This window comes from Psychrobacter glacincola (genome assembly GCF_904846215.1).
Lineage (GTDB): Bacteria > Pseudomonadota > Gammaproteobacteria > Pseudomonadales > Moraxellaceae > Psychrobacter > Psychrobacter glacincola.
In genome coordinates this window covers 71058-87875 of the sequence record NZ_CAJGZK010000010.1, presented here as the reverse complement: position 1 = coordinate 87875, position 16818 = coordinate 71058, and the positions used below count along the sequence as shown (strand labels likewise).

Genomic DNA, 16818 nt, shown 5'->3' with positions numbered 1-16818 from the left:
AAAAGTAAATGACGATCGTCTTACTTTGAGCATTTTTTATAAAAGGTTAGTAAAGCAGATGGATAAGAGAGTAAGTATTCAGTGGTTCCCTGGGCATATGAACAAAGCCCGCAATGAAATCAAAGAAATCATGCCGCAGATGGATGTGGTTATCGAAGTGATTGACGCACGTATTCCTTATAGTAGTGAAAACCCGATGGTTGCGGCATTGCGCGGCGAAAAACCGGTTATCAAAATCTTAAATAAAGCTGATCTTGCCGATCCCGAATTGACCAAAGCGTGGATGGAATATCTTGAGCAGCAAAACGGTGTCAAAGCAATCGCTTGCGATACTGATAAAGCCAATGATGTCAAACGTATCATCGCAATCTGCAAACAACTTGTGCCCAATAAAGTCGGTACCGGTCGCCAAATCAAAGCCATGATTATGGGGATTCCAAACGTCGGTAAGTCGACTTTGATTAACACTTTGGCTGGGCGCGCCGTGGCAAGAACGGGCGACGAGCCAGCCGTCACCAAGTCGCAGCAGCTAATTAAACTTGACGATGACATCATGCTATATGACACGCCCGGCATGCTATGGCCAAAAGTTGAAAACGAAAACTCTGGCTATCGTCTGGCAGCAACCGGTGGCATTCGTGATACGGCATTTGATTTTGCAGATGTTGCCGGTTATACCGCTGAGTATTTATTAACCGCCTATCCTGAGCTATTAAAAGTTCGCTATAAAATTGAAGAACTGCCTAAGACAGATTGGGAGTTTTTTGAAATAGCGGGTCGCAATCGGGGCTGCGTGCGCGCGGGTAATAAAGTTGATACCTACCGGATGTCAGAAATCCTAGTCAATGAGCTGCGTAGCGGTAAGATTGGGCGTATCACTTTGGAGACGCCAGCTATGACTGAGGCCGAAGAAATCGTCGTCGCTGAGCAACGTATTGTCGCAGAAGAAAAAAGAATCGCTAAAGAAGAAGAGAAACGCCTGCGTCGCCTGAAAACGCGGAAGAATCGGAAGTAGGTTTTCAATTTAATTGCTTAGAGTCGCTTGAGACATTAGATATAAAAAAAGCCCTTATAAGGGCTTTTTTTATATCTAGCATTACTGATACTCAAACCATCAACTACTTCTGTTTGGGCATGACTTTTTCGATAGCTTTCAACGCACAACTTTCATCTTGAACTGCACCACCTGCGCCGCCCGCTGCAATCGCACCGATCACATCATTACCGACTTTTAACGGTACGCCACCACCGATCAGCAATAAATCATTTATTGTATTTAAGTTACTTGAGTCTGGATTAGCACGAGCATTATCTGCCAAAGTACGTGAAGGCGTTTTGGTCGATAAAGCCGTAAAGGCTTTGCGAATAGCAGCGTCTGTATTGTGTGGGCCAACGTTATCATCACGCTGTAGTGCGATGAGATTGCCGCCACGATCAACAACTGCTACAACAGCAGATTTACCCTCTGCATGACAAGCTGCCATCGTGGCATTGATTAATTGATTTGCCAACTCTAAAGAAACATTCGGCTGTTGTAATATCAGGTTTGGTTTGGCGGCCAAAACATTGGATGAACAACCAATGACTGCTAGCGCTAATAATGCTTTTGATAAATGGTTCGAAATTAACTTCATAAAGAGTCCTAAAACATTTCTCATATCGATGAGCGTTTGTTTAAAATGATGTTTGGTAAAATTTAATGAGCCTAGTTATTTAACGAGCCTAGTTATTTAATGAGCCTAGTTGATGCAGCTAGACAATGAGTTATGGTTAACTCAAAGCTTCTCTTGCAACTCTCATTAGAATAAGACTTATACTACTAAAAAGAAGCATAATAAGTTAAATTTTCTACAATATTGATTTTATTTTGTAAGATTTACTTTATAATTTTGCAACTCTACATTAAGTTTTCTGTTACATACTCTATTTTTTAACACTCATACTTAAAAGATGCTTACATCGTGATAATCTCAAGCAGCGCACAATAGCGATATCAACTCACTTCTCTCAAAAATCGGTTATAATTCATACACTAATATGCCAAAAAATTGATGATATGACTCAGCTTACTCCTCCTATAAACATTACAACGATAGAAAATAATTTTACTCAATCCTCTACTTCTCACGATTCCTTTGCCCCGCGCCTTCTCGCTTGGTTTGCCGATAATGGACGCCATGATTTACCGTGGCAGCAGCATCAAACTGATACGCCAAACCCTTATATCGTTTGGCTATCCGAAGTCATGCTACAGCAAACACAAGTGACCACTGTGCTGCCCTACTTTGCCCGCTTTATGGCATCATTTCCGGCGGTACAAGATTTGGCAGCAGCAGAATGGGATACGGTAGCAGAGCATTGGGCTGGGCTAGGTTACTATGCGCGCGCGCGTAATTTGCATAAAGGCGCGAAGCAGTTGGCTGAAGTTATCGATGAGATTGGCGAATATCCAACGACTCTAAAGGGTTGGGAAGCGATATCAGGTGTTGGTCCTTCAACCGCTGGGGCGATTATGGCAATGGGCTTACATCGTTATGGTGTCATCTGCGATGGTAATGTCAAACGGGTACTGACACGCTGGGCAGCCATTGATGGTGACATCACTAAGTCGGCGACGAATAAAGAGCTATGGGCATTGGCAGAGCGTCTAACGCCTAGAGAACAATCAGGATTATTCGCGCAAGCCATGATGGATATGGGTGCAACTTTGTGCACGCGTAGCAAACCTGCCTGTCTATTATGTCCGCTACAAGATGATTGCTTAGCACACGCGCAAGGTCGTGAGACAGATTATCCAGTGAAGGCTAAGAAACCGCCTAAACCGAGTAAATTTAGCAATGCGCTGCTTATTAAAAATGCAGATGATGAGATACTTTGGCTACAGCGCCCTGACAATGGTATTTGGGGCGGACTGTGGAGTTTGCCATTAGAGTTTATAGAAAAGATTAGCGGAAAAGTTGCCGTAAAGGATACTGACAAGAATACAAATAAGGAACCAATTGTAGCGACTGATAATCAGCTTTTAGAAGTAGCTAGTAATGAGAAAGTATACGAGACAGAATTTACTACTGCCGAGCAGATTATTCATGAGTGGTTAGACAAGAATAAATTGGTCACAAAATCAGTCAGCAACACACTGCTTGATGACGCACCGATTAAGCATTCACTGACCCATTTTCATTGGTATTTAACCCCGCAATCAGTCACTTTAAATGATAAACAGGCGACCGAGATAAGCGAAGCATTGCAATCTGCACAAATTAATATTAACTGGTTAAACGCTGATGATGCACAAGCAACGTTAGGATTGCCAAGAGCGATGGTGAAAATTTTAGAATAAGTATTTATGCTTATAGTAAAAACCCCTTAAAAACGTGACGATACTGCTGGTATAAGTTTTTTGCAGCCTCTGTCTGCGTAGGCACAGCAAGCAAGAAAAATTGATACCAGCAGTACAGGACTTATCGATATTACTTTTTGCTGACTATAAATACTGACTTAACACTCCATTAAAAAAGCGACTCAGCATTATCCTGAGTCGCTTTTTTCTTTATCAAAAGATAAAAAATTAAGATTTGGGTACACGCAAACGCATTAAGCCTTCTTGCTGTACCGTCGCGACCAACTTCCCATCTTGCCAAAACTGACCGTGATTGAGCCCCATCGCATTGGATGTCGTATCACTCCACATGTCGTATAACAGCCAATCGTTCAAGTCAAAGTGACGATGAAAATGCATGGAATGGTCGATACTAGCGGCTTGCAAGCCACTGGTCATAAAGCTGATACCGTGCGACATGAGTCCCGTGCCAACCAGATAAAAATCAGAGGAAAACGCCAATAATGCTTGCTGGATAGCGATTGGCTGATTACCCAATTCACGAATACGTAACCAGTTTGCTTGCTTAGGCTTCATTGGTTCCGGATGGATGGGGTCACGCGGCTTAACCGGTTTGATCTCGATATGACGACGGCGCATAAAGCGAGATTTTAATGCCTTTGGGACTTTACCGACATAGTCTTCTTTTAGATCCTGCTCCGCAAGTAAGTCTTCAGGCGGCGGATAAACAGGCATATCTTCTTGATACTCTAAGCCCTCTTCCATCGGCGAAAAAGAAGCAATCATTGAAAATATCACTTGCTCAACCGGCGGCTTACCACGTACTTGCTTATACTGAATCGCCGTCACTTCACGCGCTGACAGACTACGCCCATCACGTAAGCGCCGCACTTGATAAATCACCGGTTGATTGATATCACCGCCGCGCAAAAAATAGCCATGCAATGAGTGACAAGGCTTATCTTCATTAAGCGTATGCGCGGCTGCCATGATCGCTTGTGCAAGTACTTGCCCACCAAAGATACGGGCACCAACATAGTCATGGCTTTTACCTTCAAATACATCAGGGCTGACTTCGATGAGCGCGACGGTAGCCAATAGCTCATCTATCAGTTGTGAATAATCAGACATGACGATTACTTTCCTTATTTTTATCAGTAACGCCAAGCATCTATAGTCAGAGAAAAGTAATATCGATACATCAAGTACTGCTGATATTAATTTTTCTTGCTTGCTGTGCCTATGCAGACAGAGGCTGCAAAAAATTTATACCAGCAGCACTGTAGCGTTTTTAAGATATTTTAACTATAGATATAGGCGCCAAAGAATATCAAGACAATATGGCTTGAGCCAATATGGCGTTTTAATTTAAATAATACGAAATCAATAGCCGTAATATACAAGATAAATTTTTAGATGAGCAATAACCTAGAACGAGTAATAAGCATTATTATTACTCTGCCGAGCAATAAATGAATGATCGAAAACTCAGGATAAAAGCTCATAAATAAAAACGAGATGCTTAAATACACCTCGTTTTTACTATTGTATTGAATTTAGGGTTTTACTGCCACCAATACACGGATAGAATCGGGCACCAATGACAAGCCTGCCAATGCTTGCTCACCTTGCGATTTTAGCTGCTCTAAGCGCTCAATCTCTGCTGGACGCACGTTTGGATTGATGGTTTGTAAATGCTTAAGACGTTTGATCTCACGTGACCACTGCTGACTAAAGCGAGCGCTTGCTTGCTCACCAATCTCAGCCAACTGCTGACGGGCAATATCTTCCGCTTCATAGTAACGCTGCTCGATCACGTCGCCACGTGCCTTAATCACTTGGCGGGCACGGTTTTTATCCAAACGCTCAATGTGCGGCATGATCATATCGGCACTGATGCGCGCTGACAAATCACTGCCCTGCTCACTGATAAAGACGCGGATATTTTGCGTGCTCAAGGTTGCAGGCAAGTTAAGCAGTTTCGGTGCGATGGCTTCTACACGGAAATTCACTTCAAGCAGCACCATACCTTGTGGTACCGCAGCGCTTTTTAGCATTGCAACGGTGGTATTGCCAAAGGTGCTGGTACTTGCAAGCTCATAAATCGCCTGCATCAATGGATGCTCATGGGTAATAAAGGCGATATCTTCACGCTGCAGTGCTTGCTCACGATCAAAAGTCAAGGTCATACCATCTTCATCACCGAGTGGCAGACCATCGATATAATCGCTAATCTCAGTGCTATCAATCGGTGCAATCACCCACGAGCCATCACGTTGGATGTTATGCTCGATATTTGCTGATGCAAAAAAGCGCTCAATAAATTGTGGCAATAGATTGTGGCCATCAAAATCACGCATGGCATCAGCGATACGCCCAGCGACACGTGGACGGCATGAGTTATATTCTAGTAGACGGTCACGACCTGCTTGCAATTGTGCCTCAAGTCTCAAGCGTGTTTGTGCTGCTTCCTCGATCACATTTTTAAGGGTTGTACGATTTTCGCCCGTATCTGCACCCTCAAGCATCGGTTTCAGCTCTTGAATATACTGCTCTTGTACGCTTTGCGCCGTCGGTGAAATCTGATTAAACATATTTAGCGCACTGCTATACCAGTGATACAGGCGCTCTTGTGCTGTGCCTTGTACATAAGGCACATGCAACATGATTTGCTGCGTTTGCCCAATACGATCTAGGCGACCGATACGCTGCTCTAAGGTATCTGGGTTGGCAGGTAAATCCCACAATATCAGCTGGCTTGCAAACTGAAAATTACGACCTTCCGAGCCAATCTCTGAGCACAATAATATCTGTGCGCCTTCGCTATCGGCAAAGAACGCCGCTGCTTGGTCACGCTCAAGTAAGGTCATCTGCTCGGTAAAGATAGCCGTTTTGATACCAGCATGTAAGCGCAATACCGCCTCCAAGCTCTCAACCGTCGCGCCACTACGGGCAATCAATAATACCTTTTTATGCTTAAGCTCACCCTTTAAGATGTCAATCAACCAAGGCACACGTGGGTCGTCTTCTAGCCAGCCACCATCAGGTTGGTTTTCTTCGCCCCATAGCTGCTCACGCAATTTACCATTGGTTTGATAGCTATCGATCCATGCTTCAGGTAATGGCAGTGGATACGGCTGGCTGCTACGCCCATAGAAGCCTTTGACACTCTCACGAGTATTACGGAATAAGATACGTCCTGTACCATGGCGATCTAGCAGCTCATTGAGAGCATAAGTACGCAGTTTTTCGTCTTCATTAATCGTTGCTAATTCATCGACACTAATCGTCAGCAAGCTGCTTAACGCGGTGATTTGCCCATCACTTAAGGGCTTGTCTTCTATTAATAGGCTGGCGACAGCTGCCGTTTCTGCAAAGGCATCTTGACCATCAATAAACTCATCCAAGTCATCAAAGCGATCTGGGTCTAATAGACGCAAACGGGCAAAGTGACTTTGCGCGCCAAGCTGCTCAGGTGTCGCCGTCAATAGCATCACCCCTGCCGTCTCTTCGGCAAAATCTGCAATGAGGTCATACTTATCATTGCCACCTTGCGCTTCATCCCAATGCAGATGATGCGCCTCATCAACGACCAGTAAATCAAACCCTGCTTCCATTGCTTGGTCATATAAGTCAGGATGGTCAAGGAGCAAGTCCATACCAGCGATGACACATTGCTCAGTCGCAAAGACGTTTTGCTCAGGGTCATGCTCTTTAATCGCTGCGGTACGTACCAAGTCAAACAAGGCAAAATTCAGATTAAAGCGGCGGCGCAGCTCAATCATCCACTGATATTGCAGACTGTCTGGCACAAGTATGAGTACGCGCTCAGCTTTGCCCGTCAGCAGCTGCTGATGAATAATTAATCCCGCTTCGATAGTCTTACCCAAACCCACTTCATCAGCAAGCAACACACGCGGTGCAATACGTTTACCAACTTCATGAGCGATATAGAGCTGATGCTCAATGATATCGACGCGCGCGCCCATTAAACCTTTGAGTGGGTGACCGGCAAGCGCCGACTGCATACGCAAAATATCTTGACGCAAATCGTACCAATCACTGCGCTCAATACGACCGGCAAGCAGACGCTCAAGTGGTTTTGCTAGAGTGATATTAGCGGCCAGACGAGTTTCCATTATCCCTTTAGAAACAGCGCCTTTTTCATGCTCGTTTACACTGTATTTGAGCACGCCCATCACTTCTTCAACGGCGCTTACCGTATAGCTCTTACCTGCCTGATCAGAGATAGTATCGCCGACTTTAAACACTACGCGTGATAACGGCGCAGAGTTTTTTGCGTAAACGCGCGTCTCTTCACTTTGTGGAAATAAAATATGCACACATCGGTCGTCTACATCGATGACCACACCCAAGCCAAGCTCAGACTCCGTATCAGATAAATAGCGTTGACCAACGGCGAATTCGGTGCTGTGCAATGAAGCGATAGAGATAGTCATAGGGCGATGTCTTTTTGTACTCAGATGATAAGAAAATAGGTAGCTTACGATGCGAGCCATGCTTGCTGACTCAGTAACGCTGATAAGCTAGGTCAATCGATAAAGCAGACCATTATATAACGTTAGCGACTAGATGAGTGCGTTAAGTTAAGTTTTCAAGAGCAGATTCATGCAAGATTATGGCAAAGCTACACACAAGTTGATCATATAAAACAATAAGATAACGACTCGTAAGTAAGGAAAAAAAATTGCTCTCATATAATTGTTACTGTATTGTTAAAAAATGCAATTAAACGTTTTTTATTTGCAAGATTATTTGCTCAATCTGAATTATCTAGACACTTACTCCCTGTTACCTACATACACCTAATAGCTGTTATCAATTTTTATCAGCAGTTATAGGCAGAGTATTTCTTGTTGTAGTCTATTAAGTTATGGATTTCGTTTTTTATCATTATTTTAAGTTATGCAAATACTTTTTGTCGTTTATGTCCATTATCAGTTATTTGTAAACCATTTTAATTAAGCACAACCACATGAGCGATTGTGACCAATAAACCGTATTGGCATTCTTTTGTGTGACCCCTATTCCCAAGGACAAACCCCATCATGAGTGACTCCAAAAAAGTCGGCTTTTTCAATCAAGTCAGTACCCAAGTTACTACTATTCTATTTATTGCTTTTGCGGTCGTACTTGCGGTCGTTGTTTATGTTGTTGACAAAGAAGGTTATGAAAAAATTCGCCTTGAGTCAGCAAAACTGGTCGCTGAACGTGGTAATACGGCAGTTAATAGTATCTCTGCCGATATCAATCGGGTGATGCGTAGTGCGTTGCTGCTGCAACAAAGCGCGGAAACTTTGCCAACACAAGAGAATATTTTACAAGCCAGTACCGCCAATGCTTTTGATAAGCGCGATTATAATTTATTAGGTAGTGGCGGTATTTGGCCTGATAACGGTGCGCTTGGAGCGAATACCGCAACGCATCCGTTTTTGATGGTGCGCCAAAATGGTGAATATCAAGCAGTACTAAGCGATCCAAATCCTGCCAACCCTTACTATCAAGAAGATTGGTTTGGCGTCCTAAAACTGCTCAAACCTGACAGCTGTATCTGGAACCATGTACGCGCCAGCCAAACCAAAGGCGAGCTTGCGATGAGCTGCGGTGTCGCTATTGAACGTGACAATCAGTTTTGGGGTGCCAGTACGGTTAACTTTACTCTTAATCAGTTACAAGAAAACATCGTTAAGCTGAGTGAAAGCTCAGGCTCAGGTTATATTTTATTGCTGGATAACAGTGATAAGGTTATTGCCTCATCTAACCCTGAACGCTTAAGCTATATTGATGAAGAGACCGGCACGCCGCTTGATATCAAACAAGTCATCAACTCAGATCCAGCTTGGCAACCAGTGCTTGATTTCTTAGATGTGCAACGTCAAGAAACTATCGAGCAAGTCGCCGCCAGCGTCTCGCCGCAAGTACAGCAAGTACTTACCACGCTGGATAAAGCAGAAACAGGTACCGGTAAAGGTTACTATTTGGTGAACTACGCCGCTTACTTAAATAACGGTGAAAATAAGCAAAATGCCATGGACAGCCGCTTGTTGCAAAGCTTTGAGCTGACCAATGATAACTTCTATAACGGCAGTCAAGCGTATGTCTTTGAGATTCCTGAGACTTATTGGAAGCTTATCGTCGTACAGCCTGATGCTGAGATTAACGCCATTGCGGATAATTTGAGTGAAAACCTGATTAACTGGATTGCTTTAGCGCTATTATTCACGGCTGGGGTTATTTACTTTATGCTAACCTTCTTAGCATTCAAACCTCTAAAAGAAACCACTGATAAAATTTCTCTGGCAGAAAATATCATTAACAACAAGCAATATAATAAATTGGGCTCAGTTAAATTCAAGGAAGGTCGCAATGAGATTGGGCTGGTAAACGGCTCTATTAATGACCTATTAAATCGAATTCAATCTAACGAAGGTAAGCTTGCCAATATCAATCAACAGCTAGAGATTAAAGTAGAAGAACGTACCGCTGAGCTGCAAGATACGCTAAAAGAGCTGAAAAACTCACAGCTGCAATTGATACGTTCAGAAAAAATGGCGACTCTCGGTCAAATGGTGGCAGGCGTCGCGCATGAAGTAAATACGCCATTGTCTTATGTACAAAACAACCTTGAAATTATCGGACAGTTAACTGAGCAATACGAAGAGCTGATTGAGCTGGTACAAGGCTTAAAAGGTATCAAATCTGACGCAGCATCTGATGGCAAGATTGACAAGCTATTGGCTGATATCGTCCGTGCGTCTGATGAAATCCAAGAAGATGATTTGTCAGCTGAGCTCAAAGAGCTGATTAAAGACTCACTCTTTGGCGTTGAGCAAATCACTGAGATGGTGCTAAACTTACGCAATTTTGCCCGTCTTGATGAGTCAAAAGTGAAGACCATTGATGTGCGCGAATGTATTGAAGCCTCACTTAAAATCGCTGGTAACTCTATCAGACATCAAGAGATTATCACTGATTTTGCGCCGACACCTGAAGTGAAATGCTCACCGTCACAAATCAACCAAGTATTGGTCAACTTGTTAAACAATGCCTCGCAAGCCATGGGAGAAAAACCTGATGGCAAAATCGAAGTAAGAACGCGCGCCGATGATAGCAATGTCTATATTGATGTGATTGATAACGGTAAAGGCATGAGCCCTGACGTGCTTGGTCAAATATTTGAGCCGTTCTTTACCACCAAAGCCGCAGGTGAAGGTACTGGTCTCGGTATGGCTATCAGTCAGCAGATTATGGAGCAGCATAATGGTGACATTAAAGCCGTATCAACTGAAGGCGTTGGTAGCACCTTTACCTTAACGTTACCGATTAATAGTGATTTAACAGAAAAAAGCCTAGCAGCATAATCGCTATAGTGAGTTTACTACAAAAGTGTTATAGCGCTATTGGTATGAATTTTGCGCAGCCTCTGGGAACGCAGCACGCCAGTAAAACTTATACCGATAGCGCGTTGAAATTTTCATAACATTTTTATTTTCATCTGACTATAGGTTCTATTGTTATTTCAATGGGTATTTTAATTGTTATATAAAGCTATATCACTGTTATTCATCATAAGGATATCATCATGAATGAATTAGAAAATGACATCAGTAATAACATCAGTGCCGCCGATTTAGGCGCTGAATCTAAACCAAAGCTGGCATTTATTGACGATGAACAACGCATTTTACGTTCTATGAAACTGCTGTTTCGTAAAACGCATGACGTTTTTATCACAACTGACCCGACTGAATATATTGACTATATCAGAAACAATCATGTACACGTCGCGGTCAGTGACCAGCGTATGCCTGAGCGTGTTGGCGTTGATATCTTGCGCGAGGTAAAAGAAGTCTCGCCGTCTACCATGCGGATTTTATTGACCGGTTATGCCGATCTAAACGCGATTATTGGCTCTATTAATGATGGTGAGATTTATCGTTATTTGACCAAGCCGTGCAAATCTGAAGAGCTACTCGCCGTCGTTGGCCGCGCTACCGAAATCGCCTTGACGTATAACCCAGACGAAGACGCCGAGCAGTTTGATAGCTCAGGCAATAAGCAGACTTTATTGGTCATCGATGAGACCAACGAGCTGATTGAGCAAATACGCAAGCAGTTCTCTAACAACTATAAAGTACTGCACGCTAAAGGCTTAGAAGAGGCGTATGATTATTTGGCGAACGAAGATATCGGTGTTTGTATTACCGACATCAATGTCAGTGGTGAGAATATCGCACCGATTATCTTTACCTTAAAGCAAGATGCGCCGCATTTAGTCGTATTGGTACAGACCGAATTCCAAGATGCTGGTTTGCTCATTGATTTAATTAATAAAGGTCAAGTTTATCGCTGCTTACCGAAGCCAATGCGCGCAAGCCTCCTTGAAATCAGTGTCAACCGTGCTTTTCAGCATCATGCAAAACTAAAGGCCAGCCCTGATTTGGTCAAACGTTATGAAGTAGAGCACGATCCTGAAAATGATGTGCGTATTGACTTGAGCAGTCGTGTACGTAGTCTTATCGGTAAATTGCGTAAGCGTTTTTCTTTATAAGCACAAAAAAATAAGTAAGCGCAATAAACTGGTGTCTCAATAAATAAAACCTCTATTTCAACTTGAAGTAGAGGTTTTTTGCTTTGTGCTTTTTGATATGCTTTTTGACTAAATGCCGCAACGTGCTACATTAAGTCAATAATTATAGTCAAAATACTCTAAAAACGCTACGGTGCTGCGGGTATAAATTTTTTGTAGCCTCTGTCTGCGTAGGCACAGCAAGCAAGAAAAATTGATACCCGTAGTACATAATGTGTCGATATTACTTTTCACTGACTATATCAAAGCTCATTTAAAATAACAACGAGATAAGGAATCATCATGCAAGCGGTTTTTTTAGATAAAGGCACTTTTTCTGACAATGTCGACTTGCCAGCACCGACTGGCGTTACTGATTACATTACTTATAATGATACACCTCGAGCGCTGATTATTGAGCGCTGTCAAAATGCGGATATTATCATTACCAATAAAGTGCAAATCAGTGCTGAAGTGATTGCTAACCTACCCAATCTGAAGCTCATTCAACTGACCGCTACGGGTATGAATAACGTTGACCAAGAGGCTTGTGCTGCTCATAACGTCACTTTATATAACGTCGCTGGTTACGCGGTGAAAAGCGTGCCTGAGCATACCTTTATGCTGATGTTAAATGCCATGCGTGCCGGTCTGCATTATCATAATGAAGTCATCGACGGCACGTGGGTAGAGAATGGTAATTTTTGCTTACTTGATATACCACTAATTGATTTAGAAGATAAAACGCTGGGTATTATTGGCATTGGTACCATTGGTAAACGTGTCACTGATATTGCTCGTGCTTTTGGCATGACAGTATTGTGGGCGGAGCACCAAGGTCGTACGCCACGTAATGATGACTATACCGCCTTTGATGAGGTGCTCGCTTGTGCTGATGTGATTAGCTTACATTGCCCTTTAAACGATGCCACCAAGCATCTGATTAATAAAGACACACTGGCAAAAATGACTAAGAAACCACTGCTTATTAATGTTGCGCGCGGTGGTATTGTCGATAGCCAAGCGCTCACTGATGCTATACATAGTGAGCAAATCCTTGGTTACGGTAGTGATGTGTTTGAGCAGGAGCCAATCGCCGAGGATGACCCCCTATTGAGCCTTGGTGAGCATCCTCGCGTAATATTTAGCCCGCACAATGCTTGGGGCAGTAAAAGCGCGCAAGAAACCTTATGGAAAATGCTAAGTAAACAAGTCAGCGACTTTATCAATCAAGCTCAGTAAGACTAATAATTAGGCTAAAATAGACCTTAGCAATTAGCAAATTTTAATGACTAAACTGTAGCCATTCGTCTTTGATTTTACGGTATTTGAGCATGATGCGATCGGTAACATAATTATTATTAACGTGCCACGGATAGCGGTCGCCTTGTTTCGGCAATTCATCTTTAGCACGGCTGACATAACCTGCCGATAGTGCGCCAAGTACCGTATCTGGCTGCATTACTACTTGTCTAGTTACTTGCTCTTGCTCACTCTCAGCCTGCGGACATACTGTTTTATAGCCTTCTTTATGCATATAATTCAGTAAACGCAGCACATACTGACAGGCCATATCAATCTTTAGTGTCCATGACGCATTGGTATAGCCGAACATGATTGCCATATTGGGTACACCCTCAAGCAGTACCGCTTTATAAGTCATCCGTGCGCCTACATCCACTGGCTGACCGTCAACATATAAATCAGCGCCGCCGAGCATCTGTAATTTAAGACCCGTTGCCGTCACAATGATATCAGCCTCTAAATGCTTGCCTGATGTCAGGGCAATACCCGTCTCGGTAAAATGACTGATGGTATCAGTGACTACCTCCGCACGCTTACTATGCAACGCTTGAAACAAATCGCTGTCAGGTACTGCACATAAGCGCTCTTCCCACGGATTATACGCCGGCTTAAAATGGGCAACATCCACGCCGCTGCCTTTGAGTTCTTTTTTGACTCTATGGTTTAACAGCGCTTTTATGACTTTAGGCGCATACATCGCTGTGCGATAAACCCCCTGCTGAAACATCACATTGCGTGTGCGTAGCAAGGTATAGGCCTGTGCCTTTGATAAAGGTGAGAATTTACCTGATAGCAAGTCAAGCGCATGATCATCGCCCGGTACACTTGCCACATAAGTCGGTGAGCGTTGTAACATCGTTACATGCTGGGCACGTTGTTCGCTACTTTCATCAACCAATGCTGGTATAAGCGTCATCGCTGTCGCCCCGCTACCGATGACAACCACTTTTTTATCGTCGTATTGTGTGTCTTGCCAATGCTGCGGATGGACGATTTCACCTGTGAAGTGCTCTTCATCTTTAAAATGTGGTCTATAACCGCTCTCATAGTCATAATAACCGGTCGCCCCAACGACAAAATTCGCGGTTAAGGTGAATACTTCACCGCTGGCATAATTTTTAATCATCGCCGTCCATTGTTGACTGCTACTTGACCATGATAATTGCTGTAGCTCATGTTGATAGCGAATGTGTTCTATCACCTTAAACTCGCGTGCCGTGTCAGCGATATAGCTTTTAATGTCTGCGCCTTTTGCAAGCATTTTATGGTCTAGCCATGGCCGGAAGCTATAGCCAAACGTTAACGCATCAGAGTCAGAACGAATACCCGGATAAGTAAACAAATCCCATGTACCGCCCAAGTCCTCGCGTTTCTCTACGATTAGAAACCGATGGCTGTTATTTACTTTAGCGTGTTTTTTTTGCTTAGCACTTTTACCATTAAAAAAACCTTGATGACGCTTTTGCGAGCTCTGCTGCTGCAAATGACACGCCATACTAATACCCGCAATACCAGCACCGATAATCAGCACCTCGTAATCTGCAGGGGTGTCTGATGAATAGAGTTTGGCTTTAAAACGATTCTTAACCGCCTGCCTGGCAGTAGTAAAATCAAGCATAATACGATCCTTGTTTTTGCATAATGAATTTCATGTTCAGAGTACAGAAGTACTCTAAAATATTATATTCTCATATTACTGGATTTTAGTTGGTTTTGAAACAGCAGAAACTATAATTTAGCGCTTTTATAAAATAGCATCTAAGCTTATAGTCAGTGAAAAGTAATATCGACACATGATGTGCTGCTGGTATCAATTTTTCTTGCTTGCTGTGCCCATGCAGACAGAGGCTGCAAAAAATTTGTACCAGCAGTACCGTAGCGTTTTTAGAGTATTTTGACTATAGATAGAAAAAATTGCTTAAAAAGGCGTTAGGCTTTCCCAGTCCATCCACGCCCCAAGCGTTGGATGCTTCAGACGCAGCTGCTGTGCATGTAGATTCAGTCTTGGCGCAATATCTAAGGCAATACCTTCTGCATAAATCGGATCACCAATCATCACATGTCCGACATGTACCATATGGACGCGCAGCTGATGACTACGGCCAGTGACAGGCTTTAGCATCACTCGCGTGACCGTTTGCCCATTGCATTCTTCATGCGCCAATACTTTATATAAAGTCAGCGCATGTTTTGACCACTCATGGTCAACGATATGGCGCGGCTTGGTGCTTGGCTCATAGCGCACGGGTACCGATATCTTACCAGTAGCGCCAACGCTTTCCCATTGACCAAAAACCCGTGCCTGATAGCTTTTTTGAGGCAAACGATCAATAAACTGCTTACTGATATTGGTTTGTGCCGCAGGATTTTTGGCAAAAATAAGCAGCCCAGAGGTATCCATATCAAGGCGATGAATCAATTTGACTGCTGGATTGGCACGCTCAAGGCGAGCAAGCAAACTGATCTTTAATGTCTTACCATTAACACTCAATAATCCTGCTGGCTTATCAACTACCCAGATATCATCGTCTTCATAGACGGTAACCTGTTGCGCGAATGCTTGAAAAAACTCAGGCGGGCGGGCTTTTTCTTCAGCATTAAAAGCGTCAATTTCTTTATCTGTAAAAGGCATAAATGTGAGCTACTTATAATAATGGGTTGGCTAAGGGAGGTATATTAATAGGCGGAAAGGTATAAAATTTAATAAAAATAACAAAATCTTAAGATATATTTGAACTACTTTGAAACAGAAAAGCACTGCTGACGTATTAAGATCTATTTTTTAAATGAAGTAAGCGAGAGCCATTAATACTGAGTAAAAGGTGACGACCGTTAAAGCAAGTAACGGATAGACCATAAGCTGTAGTGTTATGTGTCGATTTATTGTGCTAATCGTAATTGTCAAACAATTTAATCAGCGTACGTCTGTCAACTTTGGGCAAACATGTTAATATAATGGCAGATTTCTACCCCTTCTTAACATTCCTTAGCCATTCATCCGTTTAATATGAAACCCATATTTATTGATGGTTGGTGATAGAAATAATAAAACAAGAGAGAAAAACTATGTCAGACCTTATTGTTAATACCACCGATGCCAACTTTGACCAAGACGTCCTACAATCTGATGTGCCTGTTTTAGTCGATTTTTGGGCAACGTGGTGTGGTCCTTGTAAAGCTATTGCGCCTATTTTAGAAGATTTAGCGACTGAGTACCAAGGTAAAGTTAAAATCGTTAAAGTTGACGTTGATAACAACCCACAAGCAGCAAGCCGTTTTGGTATCCGTAACATTCCTACCCTATTCGTCTTTAAAGATGGCGAAAAAGTAGATTCAGTGATGGGCTTACAGCCAAAAGCTGAATTGGCAAAAGTGTTAGATAAGCATTTGTAAATCAACACCTGCTTGTTTTGATCACTTTTAACGAGTGCGTTAGATGCAGCATAAATATTAAAGCCATTATCGGATACAGATAATGGCTTTTTTGTTGATTTTATAAGCAAAAAACTGCATTACCTGACTTTTTTGGCAAAAATTATTGACAATACTATCTTTAAGCCCGTATAGTCTGCTGATAAGAGAA

The 16818-nt window shown here is 42.8% G+C and carries 11 protein-coding genes; 6 read left to right on the top strand and 5 right to left on the bottom strand.

What is annotated here, in order from left to right:
* The first annotated feature begins 58 nt into the window (after positions 1 to 58).
* Entirely contained in the window at positions 59 to 1015 is a 957-nt protein-coding gene (ylqF, locus tag JMW90_RS07705) for a ribosome biogenesis GTPase YlqF (RefSeq protein ID WP_201562851.1), read from the top strand.
* Positions 1016 to 1118: 103 nt separating this feature from the next.
* Here the strand turns inward: ylqF and JMW90_RS07700 are convergent, their stop codons facing one another.
* Positions 1119 to 1634, bottom strand: coding sequence for a GlcG/HbpS family heme-binding protein (locus tag JMW90_RS07700; RefSeq protein WP_201562849.1), 516 nt, complete (start codon positions 1632 to 1634; stop codon positions 1119 to 1121).
* 422 nt (positions 1635 to 2056) lie between these two features.
* Here JMW90_RS07700 and mutY point away from each other — a divergent pair, with 422 nt between their 5' ends.
* The gene (gene mutY / locus JMW90_RS07695; protein WP_201562847.1) at positions 2057 to 3340 is read left to right on the top strand and encodes an A/G-specific adenine glycosylase; all 1284 of its coding nucleotides are present in this window, start codon (positions 2057 to 2059) and stop codon (positions 3338 to 3340) included.
* A 228-nt stretch (positions 3341 to 3568) separates the two neighbouring features.
* On the opposite strand, the gene JMW90_RS07690 is transcribed toward mutY, so the two are convergent.
* Together JMW90_RS07690 and rapA are read right to left on the bottom strand one after the other, a co-directional pair.
* Positions 3569 to 4471 (bottom strand): acyl-CoA thioesterase, encoded by a 903-nt coding sequence (locus tag JMW90_RS07690; RefSeq protein ID WP_201562845.1) that lies wholly within the window; start codon positions 4469 to 4471, stop codon positions 3569 to 3571.
* A gap of 425 nt (positions 4472 to 4896) precedes the next feature.
* Positions 4897 to 7800 carry an RNA polymerase-associated protein RapA gene (gene rapA, locus JMW90_RS07685; RefSeq protein ID WP_201562843.1) on the bottom strand — a complete coding sequence of 968 codons (2904 nt, stop codon included), beginning with the start codon at positions 7798 to 7800 and terminating at the stop codon, positions 4897 to 4899.
* Between the two features lie 609 nt (positions 7801 to 8409).
* On the opposite strand from rapA, the gene JMW90_RS07680 reads away from it, so the two are divergent.
* The 3 genes from JMW90_RS07680 to JMW90_RS07670 all read left to right on the top strand — a co-directional run bounded on the left by JMW90_RS07680 (position 8410) and on the right by JMW90_RS07670 (position 13172).
* Entirely contained in the window at positions 8410 to 10722 is a 2313-nt protein-coding gene (locus JMW90_RS07680; protein WP_201562841.1) for a sensor histidine kinase, read from the top strand.
* 221 nt (positions 10723 to 10943) lie between these two features.
* The gene (locus JMW90_RS07675) at positions 10944 to 11912 is read left to right on the top strand and encodes a response regulator (protein ID WP_201562839.1); all 969 of its coding nucleotides are present in this window, start codon (positions 10944 to 10946) and stop codon (positions 11910 to 11912) included.
* Between the two features lie 321 nt (positions 11913 to 12233).
* Complete coding sequence (locus JMW90_RS07670) at positions 12234 to 13172, top strand: D-2-hydroxyacid dehydrogenase (protein WP_201562837.1); 939 nt, start codon at positions 12234 to 12236, stop codon at positions 13170 to 13172.
* A gap of 43 nt (positions 13173 to 13215) precedes the next feature.
* Here the strand turns inward: JMW90_RS07670 and JMW90_RS07665 are convergent, their stop codons facing one another.
* Both JMW90_RS07665 and JMW90_RS07660 read right to left on the bottom strand, forming a co-directional pair.
* Complete coding sequence (locus tag JMW90_RS07665) at positions 13216 to 14853, bottom strand: flavin-containing monooxygenase (protein ID WP_201562835.1); 1638 nt, start codon at positions 14851 to 14853, stop codon at positions 13216 to 13218.
* A gap of 300 nt (positions 14854 to 15153) precedes the next feature.
* Positions 15154 to 15867 (bottom strand): RluA family pseudouridine synthase, encoded by a 714-nt coding sequence (locus tag JMW90_RS07660; protein ID WP_201562833.1) that lies wholly within the window; start codon positions 15865 to 15867, stop codon positions 15154 to 15156.
* 434 nt (positions 15868 to 16301) lie between these two features.
* Here JMW90_RS07660 and trxA point away from each other — a divergent pair, with 434 nt between their 5' ends.
* Positions 16302 to 16628, top strand: a complete 327-nt coding sequence (gene trxA / locus JMW90_RS07655) for a thioredoxin (RefSeq protein ID WP_021812773.1) — start codon at positions 16302 to 16304, stop codon at positions 16626 to 16628.
* The last annotated feature ends 190 nt before the right edge of the window (positions 16629 to 16818 follow it).